Genomic DNA, 21,972 nt, shown 5'->3' with positions numbered 1-21,972 from the left:
GCGAGGACGCGGCAGCGGAGGCTGGCAGGACGAAGCCGCCGGAGTCCATCCCGCTGAGGCGGGCGGCCACGGTGTGCTCCCGCCTCGCGGGAGACTCAGCCTGTCCTCGTTGCGACCACGCCCTCGTCATGCTTACGGCAGGGGTGTGGCTGTGGCGGCGGGCAGGTCGTAGGTGACGCCGGTGAGGCGTTCGGAGAGCTGCCACAGGTGGGCGGCTGTGGCGGTGTCGCGGATGGCGCGCTCTTGGGAACGACGCGTGGGTTCACCCCGCAGTTGGAGCGGTCCGTCGGGAACGATGTAGCTGCCTCCGGGCAGGTCCGGCACAGTTGCCGCGTACAGGGAGGTCTTTGCCCCTTCCGGCGTGGGGCGGAAGGCCACGCGGACGAGCAGGCGTGTGAGTGTCGAGTACAGCCGTCCTCTGTCGCTGTTGGCACCGCCGGTGAGGACGTCGGTGCGGGTGAGTCGGGGGGCGACGGCCATGCTGCGCAGCTTCAGTTCGGCGGCTTCGGCCCGGCGCTGCAGTTCCATCGTGAAGTAGAGGTTGGCCCGCTTGGACTGCGTCCAGGCAGAGCCCGATACGCTGTACATCGATCTGGGCGCCATCGCCACCAGCGCCGGCACCGCCGCGGGCATCGACCTGTGCCTGCACATGGCTCGGGCTGACCACGGCGCCGCCCACGCCGCGCAGATCGCCCGGCACATGGTCATGCCGCCGCATCGCGAGGGCGGGCAATTGCAGTACGCCGCCGCGGCCCCCGCCGAGCGCCCGCCGGAGTCCCTGGCTCCCCTCCTCGACTGGGCCATTGAGCGGCTGCACGAGCCGCTCACCGTCGACGACCTTGCCGCACAGGCCAGGATCTCCCCGCGAACGCTCGCCCGCAGATTCGCCGACCAACTCGGCATCGGCCCTGGCAGATGGCTGCTCCAGCAGCGTGTCATGGCGGCCCAGGCCCTCCTGGAAGGGACAGACCTTCCCGTGGAGGCGATCGCCACCAGGGTCGGCCTGTCCTCGGCCGCCAACCTGCGCAGACGCTTCCACGCCATGGTGCACACCACGCCCGCCGCCCACCGCCGCTCCTTCGGCTGCCGCGCCAGTGACACGTGACCCAGTCGGCAAGCGGCCCATTCCCCACCACGGGTTCCTTCGACCTTCTCTGCATGTTCATTTCACGATGAGAGCTCCGCCATCCTGGGCCGGCCGCTCAGTCTGCGAGTACACCGCTCTCGCCCGGCGCAGACAGAGGGCGGACCGTACCTCGTGGTGTGAAAGAAATGGGGACAGCAGCGGGCAGAGTTTCCCTGCCTCCACGGCCTTGTCCTGTCCGCCGTGCCCCAGAAGGGGTGGGTGGCGACGGTGGCGCTCAGCTCCAGCAGCAGGGCGTGCAGCCGTTTGACCTCGGCGCGCTGGGCATCGGATCCGCCGGCCACGGCAGCGTCTTGGTGAACTCCTCGTACTCGGCGCGGGCCTGGTGCGGCGCCGGTTGCGCCTCGCGCAGATCCTGGGGGAAGTCGAAGGCCGGGGCTGGTTTCCTGGACGCGTCGGGGCGAAGGCTCCGCCGCCGCGTCGGCTCACACGGAGGCGGCCACGGACGAAAGCGGCGTGGAGTCCTGGGGCACCGCCGATTCGTCCGCGGCAGGGACCGGGTGCGGCAGGGACTCGCGGTGGGCCCGGGCCGTGGCCACCATCCTGTCGAGGGTGTCCCGGGCCCGCAGGAGATCGTCGATCTGCGCGGTGATCCGCTCACGTTCGCGGGCCATCCGCTCCAGCGTGGCGTCGGAGTTGTGCTGGCTCGGGGTGTCGCGGCACGGCATGAGTTCGGCGATGGTGCTGCTGGAGAGATTGGCCGCGTACAGCCCCTGGATGAAGTGGACGCGGTCCACGTCGTGTTCCGTGTACTGCCGTTGCCCGCTCGGTGTGCGGGTACTGGTGAGCAGCCCCCGCTGCTCGTAGTAGCGCAATGACCGCACACTCACTCCGGCGCGTGCCGCGAGTTCCCCGATCCGCATGACTGCCTCCCGCGGTGGTCCACAGCACCGCGGACCCTGTGGTGCACCCCACACGGATCCGCGGCGTACTTCCGGTTGCCTCTGACACTGGTGTCAGGTTTTAGCGTACCCATGTGCTTCGGCAGCCGGAGCACATGGGTACGCGAGGAGAACCGACATGCCGTCCCTGTTCAGCAGTTACCGCCTCGGCGGGCTCACACTTCCCAACCGGACCGTCATGGCCCCCATGAGCCGTGTCCGGGCCGCGGCCGGCGGTCTGGCCACCCCCTCGATGGCCACCTATTACGCGCAGCGCGCCACGGCCGGACTGATCGTCACGGAGGGCGTCCAGCCCAGCCATGTCGGACAGTCCAACCCGGGCACGCCGGGTCTGCACACCGACGAGCAGACGGATTCCTGGCGGCAGGTGACCGACGCGGTCCACGCCGGCGGCGGACGCATCTTCGCCCAGATCATGCACGGCGGCCGGGTCTCGCACCACGAGACGACGGGCCTTCAGCCGATCGGCCCGTCGGCCGTGCCCGGCGAGGGCAGCGTGTTCACCCCGAGCGGCCCGCAGCCGATGCCCGTGCCGCGGGCCCTGGAGACCGACGAGGTCCCCGAGCACGTCCGGTCCTACGCACGCGCCGCCCGCCGCGCTGTTGACGCGGGCTTCGACGGGGTCGAACTGCACGGCGCCAACGGCTACCTGATCTCCCAGTTCCTGTCGTCCAACGCCAACCTGCGCGACGACCGCTACGGCGGCTCGATCACCAACCGGATCCGTTTCGCCGTCGAGGCGGCCGCCGCCACCGTCGAGGCCGTGGGCGCCGCCCGTACCGGCATCCGCCTGTCGCCCGGCGGCGGTATCTGGGGTGTGACCGAGGACGACGCGGCCGAGCTGAACACCGCTCTGCTGACGGAGCTGGCCCGCCTCGACCTCGCCTACGTGCACCTGGCAGCCACCACTGGCGAGGAGGTACTCCTCCAACTGCGCAAGACCTGGCCGGGCACCCTCATCGTCAACCCGACCATGCCCGGCGGCCCGAAGCAGACCGGGCCGGCAGAGGCCGACCGCTGGCTGGGCCTGGGCGCCGACCTGATCGCCTTCGGCCGCGGCTTCCTCGCCAACCCCGACCTGGTCGAACGCCTGCGCTCAGGCCTGCCCGTCGCGCCCGCCGACGAGAACACCTTCTACCAGGGCGGCGACGCCGGGTACATCACCTACCCGACGTACCAGCACACGGCCTGACCGACTCACCGCAGGTAACGGAAGCGGGCTCCACGCGACAACCGCGATGCGCTACGCGCACTCCGTACGAACCCTGCCGGACCAGGCCGACGAAGCAGACCTCACCAGTTGACCACGAACTCCCGGCTCCGTCCCCGGAATCGGGGCACCACGCCCTCGGGTCCGCGTTGAAGAACCTCCAGTTTCCGCGAACTCGCAGGCGTCCCGGGGAATCGCCGAGATGAGCCCAAAGGGGCTACGGGATGGTCTTGAAGCCCTCTGGCAGCCCGGTTCCGTGTCAGTTGCTGTACGGCATGATGCCCGCGTGCTGATGCTTGACGAACGGGCCTTGGCCCCGAGCCTTGGAATCGTCGCCATGCCACCAGGCCGCCTCGTCCGTTCTGTTGCGGGCCGGGTGTCAGATCCGCGTCATGGTCGAGGTGTATCCACCTCCGCCGGGGTAGACCCAATCACCGGTCGCCGTGGTGCCGTCGGCACTGAACTTGCCTTCGTAGTAAGCCGGGCTGCCCTTCGCGCCGGCCCAGATGGTCAGCTTGTCGCCGGCCAGTTCGTAGACGTAGTCGAAGGTGTTGCCGTTCGAGTCGTAGTACCGCGACACCACGTCCGCACCGGCCGGCTCGCCGAACGGACGGAGGTTCCCGATCAGTTCCATGCCGGTGACCGGCTTGCCGAACTGGGTGAGTTCAACGTGCTGGATCAGGAAGAACCGGCCGGGCATCCACTCGTACCGCACGGTTCCCTCGGCTCCGCCGGTAACCGCCCAGGTGCCGACCAGGCGGTCCAGGGCTTCCAGCTCGGCGCTCGGCAAGTTGGTCTCAGACATGTCGTCCTCCTTGATGGGTTCTCACGGCTACCTCGGAGCTGCCCGCCTCTTCTCGACACCCACCACATGTGACGTGTGCCACGTTGTCGGTGCGTCGAGATCCCGGAACCGGGAACGAGGTAGCCGCGAGAACCCGCCAAGGAGGAAGTCATGACCGCCCCCGCTGTCTCCACCGCTCGCACCTCGGACCGCCTGTTGGCCACCGGAGCCCTCGCCGGGCCGGTCTTCGCCGCCTCGGTCGTTATCCAGATGCTCACCCGTCCGGGCTTCGACCTCGCCCGGCACCCGATCAGCCAGCTCGCCACCGGTGGCCTCGGCTGGGTCCAGATCACGACATTCGTGCTCACGGGTCTCGGCGGTCTTGCACTGGCCGTTGGCATCAAGCGCACTTTCCACGACGGATTCGGACGGCGGGTGCTGCCGGTCTGTGTCGGGATCTTCGGCGTCGGGCTGATCGTCGCCGGCGCGTTCACCATGGATCCGGAGAACGGCTTCCCGGTGGGTACCCCGGACCGGCCGGTCGCCCAGATGTCCTGGCACAGCGTCGTGCACTCGGCCTCGGCCGCCACCGCCTTCATGGCACTGGCCGTCGCCGCCATCGTTCTGACCGTACGGTGTGTGCGCCGCCGCGCGGTACTTCCGGCCGTACTGAACGCCGCGGCCGCGCTCGTCCTGGTTCTGCCCATGTCACCGGACCACATGAGTATCCAGATCGCCGTGAACGGCCTGGTCGCCTTCACCTGGACAACCGTCGTCGCAATGTCCCTGCGGCGCACCCCGTGACCTGCTTTACCATCGCCCGGACAAGAACGGAGGGCAACCGCGATGAAGTATCTGCTGCTCGGCTACACATCGGCCGCCGCCTGGGACGCCGCGACCGCCGAGGCCCCGTCCCCGGAGGCGCTGGCCGCGTTCGCCGTCTATCAGAGGTTCGAGCGGGAGCTGCTCGACACCGGTGAGCTCGTCAGCACCGAGGGTCTTGGCCACCCGGCGGTCAGCACCACGGTCCACCGGACACCGGAGGGCACGATGGCGACCGACGGACCGTTCGCCGAGCTGAAGGAAGTTCTGGCCAGCTTCGCCGTGATCGACGTGGCCGACCGGGAACGGGCTGTGGAGATCGCCTCGCGGATCGTGGAGGTGCTGGGCGAGCCGATCGAGATCCGGCCGATCATGAGCGAGGACTTCACGGCGTGACCGGCGGATCCCCACGAGGCCCGGCGTGGGCAGCGCGCCACTCCGGTCCGGTGAGCGATGGGCCGGTGAACGGCGGGTCGGTGAACGGCAGGCCGAACACGGCCATCGGCGTCGAGGATCTGCTGCGAGCCGAAGCACCGCAGGTGCTCGGCGCGTTGGTGCGACGCTTCGGCCGTTTCGACACGGCCGAGGACGCGGTGCAGGAAGCGCTGCTGGCGGCGAGCCGGACATGGCCGGCCCAGGGCGTACCGGAGGACCCACGCAGTTGGCTCATCCGGATCGGCTACCGGCGTATGGTCGACCTGCTCCGCTCCGACCAGGCCCGGCGCAGGCGTGAGCGGGATGTCGGCATGGCCGAACTGGCCATGCGGGAGACGAATCGCCGGGCGGGCCCTTCGCAGGAGACCGACGACAGCCTCACCCTGCTGCTCCTCTGCTGTCACCCGGCACTGAGCCACGCCTCCCAGGTGGCGCTTACACTGCGCGCCGTCGGCGGCTTGACAACCGCCGAGATCGCGCACGCCTGCGGAACGTCCGAAACCACCATGGGAACGCGGATCAGTCGCGCCAAACAGCAGCTCACCCGGGCCGGGGCCCGCTTCACCGCGCCCACCGCCGCCGACCGGCCCAGCCGCATGAGTGCCGCCATGCGGGTGCTGTATCTGATCTTCAACGAGGGCTATGCGGCCTCCGCAGGCGACGAACTCGCGCGCCTCGACCTGACCGGCGAGGCGATCCGGCTGACCCGGATTCTCGCCGACACCATGCCGGACGACGCAGAGGTGACCGGCCTGCTGGCGTTGATGCTGCTCACCGAGTCGCGGCGCGCCGCCCGCACCGGCGAAGACGGCCGGTTGCTGCTACTGGATGAGCAGGACCGTACCCGATGGAACCGCGACCTCATCCGCGAGGGCACCGAGTTGATCGACAAGGTATGGAACCGGGGCGAGGCGGGGCCGTACCAGCTCCAGGCGGCGATCGCGGCCTTGCACGCCGCCGCCGCGGCTCCGCAACGCACGGACTGGCCGCAGATCGCCATGCTGTACCTGTGGCTCGAGCGCCTCACCCCGACCGCGCCGGTGCGGCTGAGCCGGGTCGTCGCGGTGGCTCAAGCCTTTGGACCGGCCCGGGGACTGGCGCTGCTCGACGACCTCAACCGGCGCCACGGACTGCACCAGGACCCTCTCACCCGGCAACGGGAACGCGCGGTGCGCGCCCACCTGGTGCAGATGACCGGCGACACGGCCGGAGCTGCGACGCTGTACCGCGAGGCGGCCGCCCTGACCGACAACCAGGTCGAGCGCCGCTACCTGCTCGACGAAGCCGCCCGCCTGACCTGACCGATCCGGCACCGGGTCCCCGGCCCCTGGGCGAGCCCGCCGGCTTGCCGGCCCTCAAGGACGAGCTCGTACGCTCTTCGTAGCCGCCCGGAATCCTCAACGCCCTGGGATGTGGTCTCACGCTTTCGTCTCGGCAGGCGTCGACGGCCAGAATTCGTCCAGGAAGCAGCGAAGTAGCCCGGCGCCTTTCAGGACTCGCTCCGGTCGAGCATCCCCTGGACTGCCCTTGGACTGCCGCGCGGCACGCGCAGAGTTCTCCGCCGTCCTCGCTGAGCATGACCGCGGCGGGCCCCGGCCCGGGAGTTCGCGCCCTGCTCGCGGGCGAGAACGGGATGCCGGCCGGGCCCATCGAGGGAGCAGGTGACGTTGCCGACCAGTGGACGGGAAGTCAACCGGCCGCGCTGTGCTCGGTCTCCGGCACCGACGGCAGCCAGTGCACGGCGTTGTCGCGGAAGGACGCGTGGATCGGCACGAGGTCTGGGCCGCTGGTGTCGTCGAGGGCTGTGACGTTGATGCCAATCTCTGGGATGTCGCTGTCGATCGCCGCGAGGCGGCTGCCACAGGTCGGGCAGAAGCCGCGTTTCGCCTCGCCTTCGAAGGTCTCGTACCAGGTCGGCTCGCCGCCCTCACCGGTCCAGGTGACCGTCTCGAATCCCACCCACCACATCACTGGTGTGCCGCCGAGCTTTTGACAGTGGCGGCAGACACAGGTGTGGGGGAAGACGGCCTGGCCTCGGGTGGTGAAACGGATGCGGCCGCACAGGCAGCCGCCGGTACGTCGGGGTGCAGTGGTTGCCGGCGGGTCGCTCGGTGGGGGGGCATGTCGGTTCCACCTCCGTCCCCCAGGTCAGCCGCGTGCCGCGGAGGCAGACAGCGCGACAACCAACAGGGCTTCGGGCGCTCCGCAAGGTGCTGGAGATCCACCGAACGGTGGAGGCGCGAATCAACCCGAGCTCAGACGCTACGGTCGATGTGGCGGGGTGCGGTGCGCCCGTAACTTCGCGGTATGACCGCATTGGAAGTACGACATCTGCACAAGCGCTACGGGCAGCACGTTGCCGTCGACGACGTCTCTTTCACCGTTGAAGAGGGGGAGATCTTCGGCATCATCGGGCCCAACGGCGCCGGCAAGACGACAACCGTCGAGAGCATCGCCGGCCTGCGAACGCCCGACTCGGGCTCGATCTCCGTGCTGGGACTCGACCCGGTCAAGGACCGGGCGGAGGTGCGTGAGCGAATCGGCGTGCAACTGCAGGAGAGCAGCTTCCCAGACGCGATCAAGGTCGCCGAAGCCCTCGAGCTCTACAGCTCCTTCTACCGGAGCCCCGCCGACTGGCGCGAGCTCACGGAGCTCCTCGGTCTCACCGAGAAGCGCAACACGCAGTACAAGGCTCTCTCAGGCGGGCAGAAGCAGCGGCTTTCGATCGCGCTGGCTCTGGTGGGCAATCCGAAGGTCGCGATTCTCGACGAGCTCACGACGGGACTGGACCCGCAGGCGAGGCGCGACACCTGGAGCCTCGTTGAGCGAGTCCGTGACACGGGCGTCACGATCCTCCTTGTCACGCACTTCATGGATGAGGCGGAGCGCCTCAGCGACCGGATTGCCGTCATCGACGGTGGCCGGGTCGCCGCAGTGGACACGCCCGCAGGGCTGATTGCGCAGTCGAGCGCGGTGCAGCAGGTCCGGTTCCGCGTGAGTCAACCGCTGGACAAGAGCGTCCTGACCGAGCTTCCCGACGTGACCCATGTCGAGATCACCGGGGGCCGCTGGCTGGTCACCGGCAGGGGACAGCTTCTGAGCAGCGTCGCAGGGGCTCTCGCCAGGGCGCAGGTCGTGGCGGAGGATCTCCGCGTCGACCAGCGCAACCTCGACGACGCGTTCGTGGCCTTTACGGGACGCGCCCCGAAGTCCCCGGAACCCTCCGAGAGGAGGGTTGACTGATGCGTGCTCTCCTGAAGATGGTCAAGGTCGAGACGAAACTCTTCCTTCGAGACTCTGCCACCGTCATCTTCGGTGTGCTGTTCCCGACGGGACTCCTGCTCGGGCTGGGTGCCATCCCGGCGCTCAGAGAGTCGTCGCCGGAAACCGGCGGGCTCCGGTCCATCGACATCTGGGCGCCGACCGCACTGGTGTTCGGGATGGTGATGATCGCCGTGCAGCACGTCCCGGCGGTGATCGCGACGTACCGTGAGCGCGGCATCCTGCGCAGGCTGTCGACCACTCCTGCGCATCCGCGGAGTGTCCTGCTCGCGCAGATGATGGTCGCGTTCGCCTCCGTGGTCGTCTCCGCGGCACTCATGATCTTCCTCGCGTGGGCGGTGCTGGACATCGTGCCGCCCGAGCGGCCCCTGGAGTTCGTCGTCGCCTTCATCGTCGGCTATGCGGCACTGCTCGGGCTCGGCATGATCTCCGCGGCCGTGGCCCGCACGAGCAGTGCCGCGAACCAGATCGGTACCCTCTTGTTCGTTGCGCTGATGTTCTTCGGCGGAGCCTTCCTGCCCCGTGTCCTCATGCCCGACGTGCTGCGCGAGGTCGGCGAATTCATACCGCCCGGGCTGCAGGCTCTCACCGCGGCGTGGTCCGCCGAAGCGGGCGAGATCACCGCCACCGCCGGCGGGCAGCCCTTCTGGCTGCAGATCGCCATAATGGCGGGTATCGCAGTGGCCGCGAGCGCGATCGCCGCTAAGTTCTTCCGCTGGGAGTAGATGTCGATGATGCGGGATGCCGGAGCCGGTGAGCGCCCGAGCTCCGGGACGCACGAATCCGCCATCGCGGAAGAGGCGGAGATCGCGAATCGCTCCCGGCTGGCCTGGAAAGAGGAGCAGTTACGGGTCTGGGACCTTCTGCAGTTGATCACGCCGTGGCTGCTGCTGACGATCTCGACGGCGATCTATTTCTCGTGGGTGCTTCCGGTCTCCGGTGAACGCCTCTGGCCCGAGGGCGCATCCGTCCTCGGGCTGGTCGCGGTCTCGGTGCTGTGGGTGCTGTTCGGTCACACGCTGCCCATCAAGAGGAGGACGCTCCGGCCCGTGTCGGCGGGCGTCTTCTTCGTCGGGCTGCTGGCACTGTGCGTCACCCTCATGACGTACTCCGATATCTTCCTCGTCTTCACCATCGCGGGCTTCTTCCACGCGTACTTGCTCAGGCCGTGGCCGTTGGGGGTGCTCGGAGTCCTGGCCACCTCCGTGGCCCTCAACGGCTCGGCGATGCGCGTGTGGGCTGACCCGGCCCCAGACATGCTCGCGGAGTTCATCCTGATCGTCGCCGTGCAGACTGCGGCGATCGGGGTGGGCATCCTGCTGACGGCGCGCAGCGAACCGGAGGAACGCAAGCGGGAGGAACTCGTCGAGCGACTCGAGGCGGCACTGCACGAGAACGCCGGACTCCATGCGCAACTGGTCGCCCAGGCCCGTGAATCCGGGGCGCAGGACGAGCGGCAGCGATTGGCCGGCGAAATCCACGACACCCTGGCCCAGGGTCTCGCCGGCATCATCACGCAGCTCCAGGCAGCGGAGCGTTCCGCGAGTGTGCGGGGCGAGACGGAAGAGCACGTTGCGCGTGCACTTCGGCTCGCGCGCAGCAGTCTGACCGAGGCCAGACGGTCCGTGCAGGCGCTCGCTCCCCAGGAACTCGGGCGTGCGCACCTCCCCGACGCGCTGCGCACGTTGACCGGGCGATGGTCGCAGGACCAGGGGATCAGCGCGCAGGTGGAGGTCACCGGCACCCGAGAGCCACTGAGCCCGGCGATCGAGGTGTCGCTCTTCCGGGTCGCGCAGGAGTCGCTGACCAACGTGGCGAAGCACGCGGAGGCCACGCGCGTCGGTGTCACGCTGTCGTACACGGGCACCGAGGTGCTGTTGGACGTGCGGGATGATGGACGCGGGTTCGCGAAAGAGGTCGGCACCGGCTTCGGCCTGACGAGCATGCGCCAGCGCATCCGAGGGGTCGGCGGTCACGTAGAGGTGCAGAGCGCACCGGGTGAAGGGACATCCGTCAGTGCGCGCGTTCCGGCGATCGCCCTCGGGGGCACGAGAGCAAAGGGGGAGACCGACCGATGATTCGACTAGTAGTGGTCGACGACCATCCGATCGTGAGGGGTGGTCTTCGCGACATCTTCGCGGACGCCGAGGACATCGTTGTGGTCGGTGAGGCCGGGAACGGCGCCGAGGGCATCGAACGCGCACAGCTGCTGGCAGCGGATGTCGTGCTCATGGACCTTCGGATGCCCGTGATGGACGGCGTCGCCGCGACCGCGGCCCTGCGCGAGCGGGCCCCGAGCGCCCGAGTGCTGATCCTGACCACTTTCGACAGCGAGAGCGACGTACTGCCGGCGATCGAGGCGGGTGCGATCGGATATCTCCTGAAGGATGCTCTGCCCGACGAACTGATGCGAGCCGTCCGTGCGGCCGCGCGTGGAGAGTCGGTGCTCGCGCCGTCGGTGACGCAGCACCTCATGGGGCAGGTTCGGAGGCCCGGCGCCGGCACACTGACCGATCGAGAGAAGGAGGTACTGCAATTGGTCGCGAACGGCAGCTCGAATCGAGAGGCCGCTACAGCGTTGTTCATCGGCGAAGCGAGCATCAAGACCCATCTGCAACACATCTACGACAAACTCGGCGTTCGTGATCGAGCCTCGGCGGTGGCCGAGGGCTACCGCCGTCGCCTGCTCACGTGACGCCCCCGCTGCTGACCACCGGAGCCCAAGAAGTGGACCAGAACCTCTGAACGGGATTCGCTTCGCGGTGTGTTGGGGAGTCGTTAAGCGCGTCTCCGCGTGATCGACCGTGACGGCATCTGATGCCACCGTGGAGCAGGGGCTCCTCCCGCCCGCAGGCCCCGGCCCACGGCTGGTCACCTGTGAAACAACCTCGGTGTCCCCGTTGTCGTCTCTTCGAGTCCGCGGAGGTCCTCGCCACCGGTTCGCGCCCGTGACTTGCCCGGCCGCTGGTGTGCGGCACGTTTCGCTCGCATTCCGGTCCTGCCCCGGCTACGTCGGCCAGGTGCGCGCGGATCCCTTGCGGGCCGCGACGATGGCTGCAGGCGCAGCCACGAAGGCGAGGACGCCGCACAGAACGGCAAGGATCGGGTAGCTGGCGAAGGCGACGACGATGCCGGAGGCCAGGCCACCGACCGCGCCCGCGACGGCGATGGCGACGTCGACCAGTCCCTGGACCTTGGCGCGGGTGGCCAGGGGCGTGCTGTTGGTGACGATCGCGGTGCCGGTGACCAGGCCGAAGCTCCAGCCGACGCCGAGCAGGACGAGGGCGAGGGTGATCAGGATGAAGGAATGGCCGGGCGCGAGGGCGGCGACTACTCCCGCGGCGAGCAGCGTGCCGGCCGTCACCACGCTCATCGCAGTGGCACCACAGCGGTCGACGAGGCGGCCGGCCAGCGGCGACGGCAGATACATGGAACCCGTGTGCAGGGCGATGACCAGGCCGGATGCGGCGGTGCCGAAGCCGTGGGCGTGCATGTGGATGGGGGTCATGGTCATCACGGCGACCATGACGAGCTGACTGAGGACCAGGACCACGACGCCGACGAGCAGCCCGGGCCCGGACCGGGGAGGGGAATCCGCGGCCGCGCCCTCAGCCGGGGTCGCGGGCAGGGTGCGGGCGAGCAGCAGCGGGTCAGGCCGTAGCCACAGGAGGAGGGTGAGTGCGGCCAGGGTGAACGCGACCGTGGAGAAGAGGAACAGGCCGGTCAGCTCGGGCAGCCGGAGGGCGGTCGCGAGGTGCCCGGCGGGGGTGGCGAGCAGTGGTCCGGCGGTGCCGCCGGCGGTGGTGGCGACGATGACGGTGGAGGTGGCGCGGGCGCGCTGATGGGGTGCGGCGAGGTCGGCTCCCGCGTATCGGGCCTGGAGGTTGGACGTGGTGCCGGCGCCGTACAGGAACAGGGAGACGAACAGCAGCGCGGGGCTGCCGAGCGCGGCCGCGACGACGACACCGGTACCGCCGAGGGCGCCGGTGAGGTATCCGGCGGCCAGTCCGGGGCGGCGGCCGAGGCGCTGGGAGACGCGTCCGATGACGACGGCGGCGACGGCGGAGCCCGCGGTGAGCAGGGCGACGGGCAGTCCGGTCAGCGAGGTGTTGTGGAGCATCTGCCCGGCCAGCAGCCCGGCGACGGTGACACCGGCGGCGAGGCCGACACCGCTGAGGATCTGGGAGACGAGCAGCACGGTCAGGGTGCGCTTCTGCACCGCGGATATGGAGGGGGCGGGAGCGGCGGTGGGCGGGGTGCGGGTGGGATCGAGGGACAGGTAGCCCATGTGGTCCGTACTTTCGGGTTGCCGGGAGGCCGGGGTGGCGGGTTACCGGGCGGGGCGGTCCGGTGGTCATCAGGCGGCGGTCAGGTGTGCGCCGGACGGGAGAGCGCGGGCGAACTGGTCGTTGATGTCAGCCAGTTGCCGCTCGTCGTCGTGGGCGAGGGTCATCGCGCCGTCCGGGGCGGCCGGGATGTGCCGGTCCAGGACGAACCGGCCCTGACAGACCTGGGCACCGAGCGCGGCGAGGACCGGGCACAGGGCGTAGTCGAGGGCGAGGACGTGGGCCGGGCTGCCGCCGGTGGCCAGGGGGAGCACCGGTTTCCCGGTAAACGCCTGCTGAGACAGCAGCCGAGGAAGGTCTTGAGCAGGCCGGAGCAGGCGGCCTTGTAGAGGGGGGTGGCAACGACGAGGGCGTCGGCCTCGGCAACCAGGCTCACGGCGCGGGCGAGGGAGCGTCGTGGGTGTCCGCGGTGAGCAGCGGTGCCGCGGGCAGGTCGCGCCGGGCGAGTACGTGGGTCCGGTGGCCACGGACCCGCAGGCCCGCGGCGGTGTGCTCGGCCAGGAGGGCGGTACGGGACGGACTGCCGAACAGGGCGAGGACGGCGACCACGGGAACTCCTGGGGAAACAGCGGGACTTGGCGGTGAAGAGTGGTGGGCGGAGGTCCGCCCGTCCCGCCTCAGTGCGGGCTGTCGGGCATGCCGTAGGCGTCGGCGATCAGCTCGGTGGAGCGCAGCCGGGCCTGGACGGAGTGGCCGACGCTGCCGATCATGAGCTCGTCGGCGCCGGAGTCCCGCTGGACCTGGTTCAGGTGGGCGGTGACCTGCTCGGGGGTGCCGTGCGGTACGTGGGTCAGCCAGCTGTCGACGGCCTGGCGTTCCTGGGCGTCGTAGGTGTAGGCGTCCACTTCCTCGGGGGACGGCAGCAGGTAGGACTTGCGCTGGAACATGCGGAGCATGGCGTGCGCGAGGGTGCCGGCCTGGCGGCGGGCCTCACGCTCGTCGTCGGATGCCGCGACAGTGAAGCTGACCAGCGCGTACGGCTCGGCCAGGGCCTCGGACGGAGTGAACCGCTCGCGGTACAGACGCAGGGCGGCCACGACATCGTGCGGGTTGAAGTGCGCGGCGAAGGCGAACGGCAGGCCGAGCCGGGCGGCGAGCTGCGCCGAGTAGCCGGACGAGCCGAGCAGCCACACCGGCAGGCGGCCGGTGGGCGGGGTGACGCCGTTGAGCCGGTCCTGGGCGGGCCCCGGCACGGCGTACACGCGGTCGGTGTAGGGGTGCTCGGCGGGGAAGTCGTCGCCGAGGAAGTGCAGCAGCTCGGCCACCTGCTGGGGGAAGTCCTCGGCGCCGCTCGCGCCGCGGCGCAGGGCGGCCGCCGTGGCGTGATCGGTGCCTGGGGCGCGGCCCAGGCCCAGGTCGATGCGGCCGGGGGCGAGGGCGTCAAGCATGCCGAACTGTTCGGCGACGACCAGCGGCGGATGGTTGGGCAGCATGATCCCGCCCGCGCCGAGCCGCAGCCTGCTGGTCTCCGCGGTGAGCCGGGACAGCAGGACGGGCGGGCTGGAGGTGGAGACGCCGGGCATGGCGTGGTGCTCGTTCATCCAGTAGCGGGTGAAGCCGCGCCGGTCGGCGAGCCGGGCGAGTGCGATGCTGCCGGCCAGCGCCTCTGCGGCGGTCTGGCCGGTGCCGGTCATGGCGGAGTCCAGTACGGACAGAGGGGCGGGGGCGGAGCCGTGGCGGGTGCCGCGGATCGGGTCGGTCATGCTCGTGCGGTCCTTCGGTGGTGCGGGAGGTGAGGGAGGGGCCGGGCACCGGCCGACAGTCGCGGCGGGTCTCTGTCGGCCGGCGCCCGGCTGTGTCCGGCGTACGGGCCCGACGTACGAGGGGTCAGCCGCGGATGCCGAAGTCGACGCGGTCGGCGAGACCGGCTGCGGCGAAGGCGGCCTCCAGCTCGTCGCGGCCCTCGGTGAAGTGGGCCCAGCTGTCGTAGTGGACGGGGACCACACGGCCGGCGTCGAGGAGCTTCGCGGCCTCTGCGGCCTGGGCGCTGTCCAGGACGATCAGCCCGCCGTCGAAGACCTCGGCGAAGCGGGGGGCTCCGGCGAAGAGGAGGGCGGTGTCCACCGGGGCGAAGCGCTCGGCGATCTCCTTGACCGCGTCGAGGGAGGCGTTGTCGCCGCTGACGTAGACGGTGGGCAGGCCCTCGCCGGTCAGAACGAATCCGACGACTTCGCCGCAGATCGGCTCGACCTCCTCGCGCTTGCCGGGGCCGTGGATGGCGGGCACGCCGGTCACGGTGACCGTGCCGGGCCCGCCGTCCCGGCGCTCAAGCCCGATCGACTGCCAGTCGGCGAGGCCGGTGGCCGTCTCCCCGAGGCGCTCCCCACCGCCGGGGGTGGTGAGCGTCAGCGGGACGTCGGCGAGCAGGGCCCGGCCGGAGGTGTCGAGGTTGTCGGCGTGCTCGTCGTGCGAGAGGAGAACCACGTCGACGCGGCCGAGATCGGCCGGGCTGCCGTCAGCCGCCGCCGTCTTGGTCAGCATGACGGCCGGCGCCGGGTGGTCGCCGGGGCCGTCGAAGGTCGGGTCGGTGAGAAAGCGCAGGCCGCCGTACTCGAAGAGGGCAGTCGGGCCGCCGAAGACCCGGACGGGGAACGGGACGGTCTGCAGGGTGGGGGAAGACACGAAAGGAGTTCCTCACGGATAGGTTGAGTGTTAACCGTGAGTCGACTGTACGCATGCCTCACGGATGAGTGCAACCCGTACCGTGAGGAGTGTGGAAGAGTTCGTGACGGACGAAGCGGCCCTCCCGTCGGCGCCGGGCGAGGATGAGCACCCCGCTCTGGCCCTGGCCCTGGCCCTGGCCAACAGTGCCGTCGTACTGCCCGGCGGGCACACCGCCGACCTCCTGGGCACCCCGGCGCAGGCCGAGCAGTGACTGGCGCGGCGCGACCTCGCCCAGGCCGGCGCCGGCTTGGCGGGGGTATGCGCGACACGGCTGCGCTCGTTGCGCGAACAGATCAGGTCGCTCCTGGCCTCCCGTGCCGCCGGGGCAGCCCGCCCTGCCCGCCGCCGTCACGGCGGTCAACGACGCGATGACCCGAGCCCCCACCGCATCCCTGCTGCTGTGGGACGAGAACACCGGCCCCTTGGTGGCCGGCCGTTGCGAGGACGCCCTCGATGAGGTCGCGGAGCTGGGAGCGGGCGGTGATGCCCAGTTTGGGGAAGCTGCGGTAGAGGTGTGAGCTGACCGTGCGGGGGGAGAGGAAGAGCTTCTCGCCGATTTCGCGGTTGGTCAGTCCGCGGGCGGCGAGCCTGATGATCTGTTGCTGTTGCGGGGAGAGTTCGGCGAGCGCGTCGGGGACCGTGTCCGTGACGTCGAGGCCGGCGGCGCGGGATTCGGCTCGGGCTCGCTCGATCCACGGGCGGGCCCCCAGACGACGGAATGCCTCCAGGGCGTCGGTGAGCGGCGCCCGTGCCTCTGCGATGCGCCGACGGCGTCGCAGCCACTCGGCGAGGTCGAGCAGGGTTTGGGCACGTTCGAAGGGCCAGTGCTCGAAGACCGGGTCGGCCAAGGCGGCCCGGAAGTGCGGCTCGGCGTCCTCGGGGGCGGCCAGCAGGCCACGGGCTCGGCTGAGCAGCGCGCGCAGGCGGGGTGAGGCTTGGTCCGCGAGCGCGCGTGTGCAACGCTCGACGATCGCGGCGGCGTCCTCGCGGCGGCCGCTGCGCACAGCGGCGGCGGCCAGATCCGCGAGGGCCGGGAAGGAGGCGTGGTAGTGCACGGGCGCGCCATCTGCTGTGAAAGCCATGCGGAGTTGGTCGTAGGCGGTCTCGTACGCACCTTCCGCAGCCGCCGCGGCGCCCAGCGCACGGCGGGCGTAGACGGAGACCGAGCGGCTGTCCAGCGGATCGATCAGGGCGAGCGCCTCATCGGCCCGGGCGCGGGCTGCCGTCGCGTCACCCTGGTAGGCCAGCACGATGGCATCCACGGTGGCCGCACAGGCCACGGCGTGGTCGAGGCCGGCTGCCCGCCCGACCGCGGTGGTGCGGGCGCAGGCCTCCCTGGCCTGGTCCCACCGTCCTCGTTCCACATAGGCCCAGGCGACCGCGCCGCCCAGACCCTCCGGCAGCGCTCCCTGCGACTCCCAGCGATCGAAGGCCTTGTCGAAGGTACGCACGGCCTCCGGGGTCTCGTCCAGCAACCACGCCATGATCCCGACGGCGGTGAGCTGCTCCGGCCGGGCTTCCGCCTCGGCGGTCAACCGCGGGAGCAGGGAGACGAAAGCGCCCCTGTCGCCGAAGGGGTCCGACACGGCCCTCACCCAGGTGTGCAAGCCTGCGGATGAGGCGTCCTCGGGAAGGCGCCCCAGAATGTCCTGGATGCGGCGGCGCTGGGTGTCCTCTCCGGAGTAGTAGCGGACCACGGCGGCGTCGGCCAAGAGGTCCAGCGCGGCGGCGGGCTGGGAGACCGCCAACTCCTCGGCGGCGTCGGCCAGTCGGGAGAAAACCGTGGTGTGGCGCAGGGTCAGGATCGCCAGCCGGCCGGCTTGCACGGCGGCGGAAGCCAGCAGCGACGGGTCATCCGTGCGCGCGCGGACCGCAGCGGTCAGTTCCTCGACCCAAGCGAGGTCGCCGGTGAACACGGCCGCTGAAGCTGCTTCGACCAGCAGCCGGGCACCGTCCTCGCGCCGCGGCGCGAGTTCCGCTGCACGCTGGAGGGCCTTGGCCACCGCCGCATGGCCGCCGCGGCGGCGGGCCCGTGCGGCGGTCCGCTCCAACTCCGCCGACACGGCCGCGTCCGGGCCCGGGCAGGCGGCCGCCAGATGCCAGGCACGCCGGTCCGGTTCGTCCCGCAGCAGTTCGGCGAGCGTGAGATGAACCTCGCGCCGGGCGCCCGCGGACGCGGCGTGATACACGGCGGACCGGACCAGTGGGTGGCGGAACCGGAGGTCCCGGCCGGTTCGCCGGACCAGCCCGGCCTGCTCGGCCGGCACCCAGGGGTCGCCCTCGGCGTTCGACAGCCCGGCCGAGACGGCGATCGGGGAGTCGACGCTGTCCATGGCGGCCAGGAGCAGCAGGGCGCGCGTCGTGTGGGCGGGGAGGCCGTCGAGGCGAGCGGCGAAGATCCGCTCCAGGTGATCGGTGAGGGGGAGCGGACCTGCGGACGGCAGCTCTGTGGCCGCGTCCCGGGTGGTGGCCGCCCTCGCGAGTTCCACCAGTGCCAGGGGGTTGCCGCCTGCTTGGTCGAGGATGCGCGTCCTGGTGTGGCCGGTGGGACTCTGCGGTTGCTGGTCCAGCAGCCGGTTCGCCGCAGCGTTGTCGAGCGGTCCGAGGATGAGCGTGGGCGTGTGCCGGTCGAAACCCGCGAGGTGGTCGCCGTCACGGGCTGCGATCAGCATCGTGACCGGTTCACCTTCCAGCCGCCTGGCGGCGAAGGACAGTGCGTCCAGGGAAGCACGGTCGAACCACTGCGCGTCGTCGAGCACCAAGAGGACGGGCTGCCGGTCGCCCAGGGCTGAGAGCAGGCTCAGCACGGCGACCCCGATCACAAGGGGATCGGGTGCGCTCGCGTGCCGGGGCGTGGCCGGCCCCGCGCCGAAGGCGTCTTGTATCGCGGTGCGCTGCCTCTCCGGCAGTTCGTCCACCTCCGCCAGCAGCGGCCGCAGCAGCTGATGCAGGGCGGAGAACGCCAGGTTCGCCTCCGACTCGCTGCCTTCGGCGCGCAGTACCCGGGCACCGCTCGCCTCAGCCCGGCACACCGCACGGCCCACCAGGGCGCTCTTGCCCATGCCCATGCCACCGACGAGCATCACCACGGGAACGGCCGACGCCGACTCCACCGCACGAAAGAGGCGTCCCAGCTCCGCGTCCCGGCCGACGAACGGCTCCTCCGGATCCGGCTCCGGTCTCGTGCTCGCATCGAGGCCGCCTGGGTGCTCGTCCACGGGGTCTCCACGAATTGTGGCTCACGAACGGGAGCCGCCTTGCCTTGTCCACCCAGGCTACAAGCGGCCGCGCCCCATGCCCGGGCTGTGCGCACAGGTGCAGTCACGTTACGGATACCCCGGCTGCCGAGGCCGCTCGTACGGTTCAGGAAATCCTCCGAATTTCCAAGGATGCCTCATGGACCACATCACGCTCGGCAATGTCACCGTCACCCGGGTATGGGAATACTTCGGCTCCGTCGAAATGCCGCCCGACACCTTCTTCCCGGAAAGCCCGAAGGGAGTGTGGGAAGACGGCCACTCCTGGCTGACCCCGCATTTCCTGGATTCCGGCACCAACATCGTGAATTCCGCGATCCAGACCTGGCTGCTGCGCAGCGAGGGCAGGACCATCCTCGTCGACACCGGCGTGGGCAATCACAAGGAGCGCCCGTACGCGCCGGTCTGGAGCCACCTCAAGACGGACTTCCTGGCCAATCTCGCCCGGGTCGGAGTCGAGCCCGAAGACGTGGACATCGTGGTCAACACACATCTCCACATCGATCACGTCGGCTGGAACACATACCTGGACGGCCGGCAATGGGTGCCCACTTTCCCCCACGCCACCTACCTGATACCGAAGGACGACTTCGACTTCTGGAATCCCGAGAACGGCCACAAGCCGCTGCTCGGCCGCGGCAACCAGAACGTCTTCGAGGACAGCGTGGCCCCGGTGCACCAGGCCGGCCAGACGCTGCTGTGGGAGAACAGCCACCAGATCGACGCCGACCTGCGCCTGGACGCGGCTCCCGGACACACCCCCGGCTCCTCCGTACTGACGCTCACCTCCGGGACGGACCGCGCGGTGTTCGTCGGCGACCTGCTGCACAGCCCGGTGCAGATCCTCGAACCGGACGTCAACAGCTGCTTCTGCGAGGACCCCGCGGAAGCCCGCGCCACCCGCCGCAAGGTGCTCGGCTGGGCGGCCGACAACAACGCACTCGTGGTCCCCGCACACCTGGGCGGCCACGGCGCCGTCGAAGTGGTGCGAGAGGGAAGCAAGTTCGCCATCAAAGGCTGGGCGCCCTTCGCCCCGTACACCGGACAGGCCTGAGACCCTGCGGAAAGGCACCCCTGTGAACCACCACCCCGAGCCCGTCGTGACCACGGCGCAGGGAGCGGTCCGCGGCCTGCGCCAGGCCGGCACCACCGCTTTCCTGAACATCCCCTACGCCGCCGCGCCCCGCGGCGCCGGCCGGTTCGCGCCACCCCGGCCGCACGAACCGTGGGACGGCGTACGGGACGCCACCGTGCCGGGACCCAACGCGCCGCAGTCCGAGCGCAAGCTCGGCAGCATCGACATGTCCCCCTACTTCGGCGCCGGTTGGAGCCGCGGCGAGGACTACCTCACCGTCAACGTCTTCGCGCCCGCCGCCCCCCATGCTGACCTGCCGGTCATGGTGTTCGTCCACGGCGGCGGGTTCGTCGCCGGCTCGACACGGTCCGCGCTGTACGACGGGTCCGCCTTCGCCCGCGACGGCGTCGTCCTCGTCACCCTCAACTACCGGCTCGGCATCGCCGGATTCCTCGACCTGCCCGGCGCGCCCGCCAACCGCGGCCTGCTCGACGTCGTCGCCGCGCTGCGCTGGGTGAAGGAGAACATCGCCGCCTTCGGCGGTGCCCCGCACCACGTCACCCTCTTCGGCCAGTCGGCCGGGGCGACCATCGTCGGAGGTGTCCTCGCCACCCCCGAAGCCGCGGGCCTCTTCCACCGGGCGATCGTCCAGAGCGGCAGCGGCCTGGGCGCCTTCACCAGCGAGCAGGCCGCCCGCGTCACCCGGGCAGCGGCCGAGGCCCTGGGCGTCGAACCCCACATCGACGCCTTCGCGGAGATCTCCGACGAGCGCCTGGTCGAGGCCGCCTCCCGCCTCGCGGGCATCGACCTGCGGACCGGGACCCACCGGGACCCGCTGATCGGACTCAGCCCCTTCAGCCTGGTCCTCGACACCCAACCCGCCGAATCCGTCGCCGCCGGCCTGAGCGCCGACATCGACCTGCTCATCGGGACCAACACCGAGGAGGGACATCTCTATCTGGTGCCCGTGGACAAGTACGCCACCTCGACCGCCGAGGACGTCGACGACGCGGCGGCGCGCTCACACCCGAATGCGGCCCGACTCGTCGAGACCTACCGCAAGACACGCCCCGAGGCGTCCTTCGGCGAGTTGCGCTCCGCCATCATGGGCGACGCGCTGTTCGGCGCGGGCAGCTGGGCCCTGGCCGGGGCACACGCCGCACATGCCCGATCCGCCACTTACGCCTACGAGTTCGCCTGGCGCTCCCAGGCCCTGGACGGAGAACTGGGCGCCACCCACGCGGTCGAGCTGCCCTTCGTCTTCGGTCTCTCGCACCTCGCCCGGCTGCACGGCCCCGCCGCCCTGCTCGGCCCCGACAAGCCCCCCGCGGATCTCACCACCCGCGTGCACGAGGCCTGGGTCCGGTTCGCCAGGACCGGCAACCCCGGCTGGGACCCGTACAACACCGAGCGCAGGTCCACCATGCGCATCGACGCCGAGTGGACTCAGGTCGACGACCCCCGCAGCCAGGAACGACAGGCCTGGCGCTGACCCTCGTACACGGCCCCCGTGCCCCCCTTGAAGGGCACGCCATGACCAGAACCGTCATCACCACCGAGAACGCCCCGCCCCGGCAGCCCCGCTGCCCAAGGCATCCGGAAGGGTCCCGGCCAGCAGGTCTCCGGGCAGTTCCCGCTCGGCCCGGACACGGGTGAGGTCATCGGCACCACGGTCGCCTGAGCAGCGCCGGCACAGGGGTCTTCGCCGGATCCACGCCGCGCTGTGCCGCCGACAGCGCGTTCCGGCCTCCTCCTGGCGGGTCCATGCGCACCGGTGTACCTGGCCGGGCCGTGCCCTCTCGGTGCGGGGTCTCGCCACCCGGTACCAGAAGCCGCCGCCCTGCGATGTCGCCAATGACGGTTCTGCCGGCCTCCGGCACCATCTCGGCATCGGACCCCGGGACCAGGATGGATCAGCGGGTGACTCGTGTCCTCGGGAGCCTTGGCAGCGTTCAGTGATTCCTAATGCTGTTTGTCAAGCAGTGGGAACGGCGGGTGGCACGGTTTCGTAGGTCCGTCCATCGCGCAGGAGGGCCCAGAGGACGTTGACC

Annotated in this window: 19 protein-coding genes and 2 pseudogenes; 12 read left to right on the top strand and 9 right to left on the bottom strand. The window is 70.5% G+C overall.

Translation table 11 applies throughout. The annotated features are described in order from the left end of the window. Positions 1 to 132 precede the first annotated feature (132 nt). Positions 133 to 528 (bottom strand): hypothetical protein, encoded by a 396-nt coding sequence (locus tag ACWD0Y_RS13900; RefSeq protein ID WP_450260573.1) that lies wholly within the window; start codon positions 526 to 528, stop codon positions 133 to 135. A 31-nt stretch (positions 529 to 559) separates the two neighbouring features. Between ACWD0Y_RS13900 and ACWD0Y_RS13895 the strand changes: the two are divergent. Further along, positions 560 to 1,105 (top strand): annotated as a pseudogene (locus ACWD0Y_RS13895) (helix-turn-helix domain-containing protein); the annotation flags it as partial. 464 nt (positions 1,106 to 1,569) lie between these two features. On the opposite strand, the gene ACWD0Y_RS13890 reads toward ACWD0Y_RS13895, so the two are convergent. After that, positions 1,570 to 2,007 carry a MerR family transcriptional regulator gene (locus ACWD0Y_RS13890; RefSeq protein ID WP_450260572.1) on the bottom strand — a complete coding sequence of 146 codons (438 nt, stop codon included), beginning with the start codon at positions 2,005 to 2,007 and terminating at the stop codon, positions 1,570 to 1,572. Between the two features lie 157 nt (positions 2,008 to 2,164). On the opposite strand from ACWD0Y_RS13890, the gene ACWD0Y_RS13885 reads away from it, so the two are divergent. After that, on the top strand, positions 2,165 to 3,238 hold the full coding sequence (locus ACWD0Y_RS13885; RefSeq protein WP_450260571.1) for an alkene reductase: 1,074 nt from the start codon (positions 2,165 to 2,167) through the stop codon (positions 3,236 to 3,238). Between the two features lie 397 nt (positions 3,239 to 3,635). Here the strand turns inward: ACWD0Y_RS13885 and ACWD0Y_RS13880 are convergent, their stop codons facing one another. Beyond that, complete coding sequence (locus ACWD0Y_RS13880) at positions 3,636 to 4,061, bottom strand: hypothetical protein (protein WP_450260570.1); 426 nt, start codon at positions 4,059 to 4,061, stop codon at positions 3,636 to 3,638. A 150-nt stretch (positions 4,062 to 4,211) separates the two neighbouring features. On the opposite strand from ACWD0Y_RS13880, the gene ACWD0Y_RS13875 reads away from it, so the two are divergent. The 3 genes from ACWD0Y_RS13875 (at position 4,212) to ACWD0Y_RS13865 (ending at position 6,598) form a co-directional block, all read left to right on the top strand. Further along, a complete protein-coding gene (locus tag ACWD0Y_RS13875; protein WP_450260569.1) occupies positions 4,212 to 4,844 on the top strand; it encodes a DUF998 domain-containing protein in 633 nt (210 codons plus the stop codon). A 42-nt stretch (positions 4,845 to 4,886) separates the two neighbouring features. Continuing rightward, positions 4,887 to 5,258: a YciI family protein gene (locus ACWD0Y_RS13870; RefSeq protein ID WP_450260568.1), complete on the top strand. Its 372-nt coding sequence runs from the start codon at positions 4,887 to 4,889 to the stop codon at positions 5,256 to 5,258. 65 nt (positions 5,259 to 5,323) lie between these two features. After that, positions 5,324 to 6,598, top strand: a complete 1,275-nt coding sequence (locus ACWD0Y_RS13865; RefSeq protein ID WP_450260617.1) for an RNA polymerase sigma factor — start codon at positions 5,324 to 5,326, stop codon at positions 6,596 to 6,598. Between the two features lie 388 nt (positions 6,599 to 6,986). Here ACWD0Y_RS13865 and ACWD0Y_RS13860 read toward each other — a convergent pair whose 3' ends face one another. Continuing rightward, the gene (locus tag ACWD0Y_RS13860; protein ID WP_450260616.1) at positions 6,987 to 7,349 is read right to left on the bottom strand and encodes a GFA family protein; all 363 of its coding nucleotides are present in this window, start codon (positions 7,347 to 7,349) and stop codon (positions 6,987 to 6,989) included. Between the two features lie 255 nt (positions 7,350 to 7,604). On the opposite strand from ACWD0Y_RS13860, the gene ACWD0Y_RS13855 reads away from it, so the two are divergent. From ACWD0Y_RS13855 to ACWD0Y_RS13840, 4 genes are read left to right on the top strand one after another with little or no spacing between them, the layout of a single operon-like run. Further along, complete coding sequence (locus tag ACWD0Y_RS13855) at positions 7,605 to 8,540, top strand: ABC transporter ATP-binding protein (RefSeq protein WP_450260567.1); 936 nt, start codon at positions 7,605 to 7,607, stop codon at positions 8,538 to 8,540. A gap of 17 nt (positions 8,541 to 8,557) precedes the next feature. Then, positions 8,558 to 9,304 carry an ABC transporter permease gene (locus ACWD0Y_RS13850; protein ID WP_450260566.1) on the top strand — a complete coding sequence of 249 codons (747 nt, stop codon included), beginning with the start codon at positions 8,558 to 8,560 and terminating at the stop codon, positions 9,302 to 9,304. Then, positions 9,305 to 10,657, top strand: coding sequence for an ATP-binding protein (locus ACWD0Y_RS13845; protein ID WP_450260565.1), 1,353 nt, complete (start codon positions 9,305 to 9,307; stop codon positions 10,655 to 10,657). Beyond that, positions 10,654 to 11,274 carry a response regulator gene (locus tag ACWD0Y_RS13840; protein WP_450260564.1) on the top strand — a complete coding sequence of 207 codons (621 nt, stop codon included), beginning with the start codon at positions 10,654 to 10,656 and terminating at the stop codon, positions 11,272 to 11,274. The genes ACWD0Y_RS13845 and ACWD0Y_RS13840 overlap by 4 nt, the downstream gene beginning before the upstream one ends. A gap of 312 nt (positions 11,275 to 11,586) precedes the next feature. Here ACWD0Y_RS13840 and ACWD0Y_RS13835 read toward each other — a convergent pair whose 3' ends face one another. The 4 genes and pseudogenes from ACWD0Y_RS13835 to ACWD0Y_RS13820 form a co-directional block, all read right to left on the bottom strand. Beyond that, entirely contained in the window at positions 11,587 to 12,867 is a 1,281-nt protein-coding gene (locus tag ACWD0Y_RS13835; RefSeq protein ID WP_450260563.1) for an MFS transporter, read from the bottom strand. Positions 12,868 to 12,936: 69 nt separating this feature from the next. Next, positions 12,937 to 13,474 (bottom strand): annotated as a pseudogene (locus ACWD0Y_RS13830) (NAD(P)H-dependent oxidoreductase). Between the two features lie 68 nt (positions 13,475 to 13,542). Further along, a complete protein-coding gene (locus ACWD0Y_RS13825) occupies positions 13,543 to 14,628 on the bottom strand; it encodes an LLM class flavin-dependent oxidoreductase (RefSeq protein ID WP_450260562.1) in 1,086 nt (361 codons plus the stop codon). Between the two features lie 124 nt (positions 14,629 to 14,752). Then, positions 14,753 to 15,547: an MBL fold metallo-hydrolase gene (locus tag ACWD0Y_RS13820; RefSeq protein ID WP_450260561.1), complete on the bottom strand. Its 795-nt coding sequence runs from the start codon at positions 15,545 to 15,547 to the stop codon at positions 14,753 to 14,755. Between the two features lie 91 nt (positions 15,548 to 15,638). Here ACWD0Y_RS13820 and ACWD0Y_RS13815 point away from each other — a divergent pair, with 91 nt between their 5' ends. Then, the gene (locus ACWD0Y_RS13815; protein WP_450260560.1) at positions 15,639 to 15,800 is read left to right on the top strand and encodes a hypothetical protein; all 162 of its coding nucleotides are present in this window, start codon (positions 15,639 to 15,641) and stop codon (positions 15,798 to 15,800) included. A gap of 82 nt (positions 15,801 to 15,882) precedes the next feature. Here the strand turns inward: ACWD0Y_RS13815 and ACWD0Y_RS13810 are convergent, their stop codons facing one another. Then, the gene (locus tag ACWD0Y_RS13810; protein ID WP_450260559.1) at positions 15,883 to 18,807 is read right to left on the bottom strand and encodes a helix-turn-helix transcriptional regulator; all 2,925 of its coding nucleotides are present in this window, start codon (positions 18,805 to 18,807) and stop codon (positions 15,883 to 15,885) included. A 178-nt stretch (positions 18,808 to 18,985) separates the two neighbouring features. Here ACWD0Y_RS13810 and ACWD0Y_RS13805 point away from each other — a divergent pair, with 178 nt between their 5' ends. Together ACWD0Y_RS13805 and ACWD0Y_RS13800 are read left to right on the top strand one after the other, a co-directional pair. After that, the gene (locus ACWD0Y_RS13805) at positions 18,986 to 19,900 is read left to right on the top strand and encodes an MBL fold metallo-hydrolase (protein WP_450260558.1); all 915 of its coding nucleotides are present in this window, start codon (positions 18,986 to 18,988) and stop codon (positions 19,898 to 19,900) included. 22 nt (positions 19,901 to 19,922) lie between these two features. Further along, entirely contained in the window at positions 19,923 to 21,413 is a 1,491-nt protein-coding gene (locus ACWD0Y_RS13800; RefSeq protein WP_450260557.1) for a carboxylesterase/lipase family protein, read from the top strand. Positions 21,414 to 21,972: the final 559 nt, after the last annotated feature.

Source organism: Streptomyces altiplanensis (genome assembly GCF_053591575.1).
Note: the sequence above shows the minus strand (reverse complement) of the source record. Positions and strands in the feature narration are given on the sequence as shown.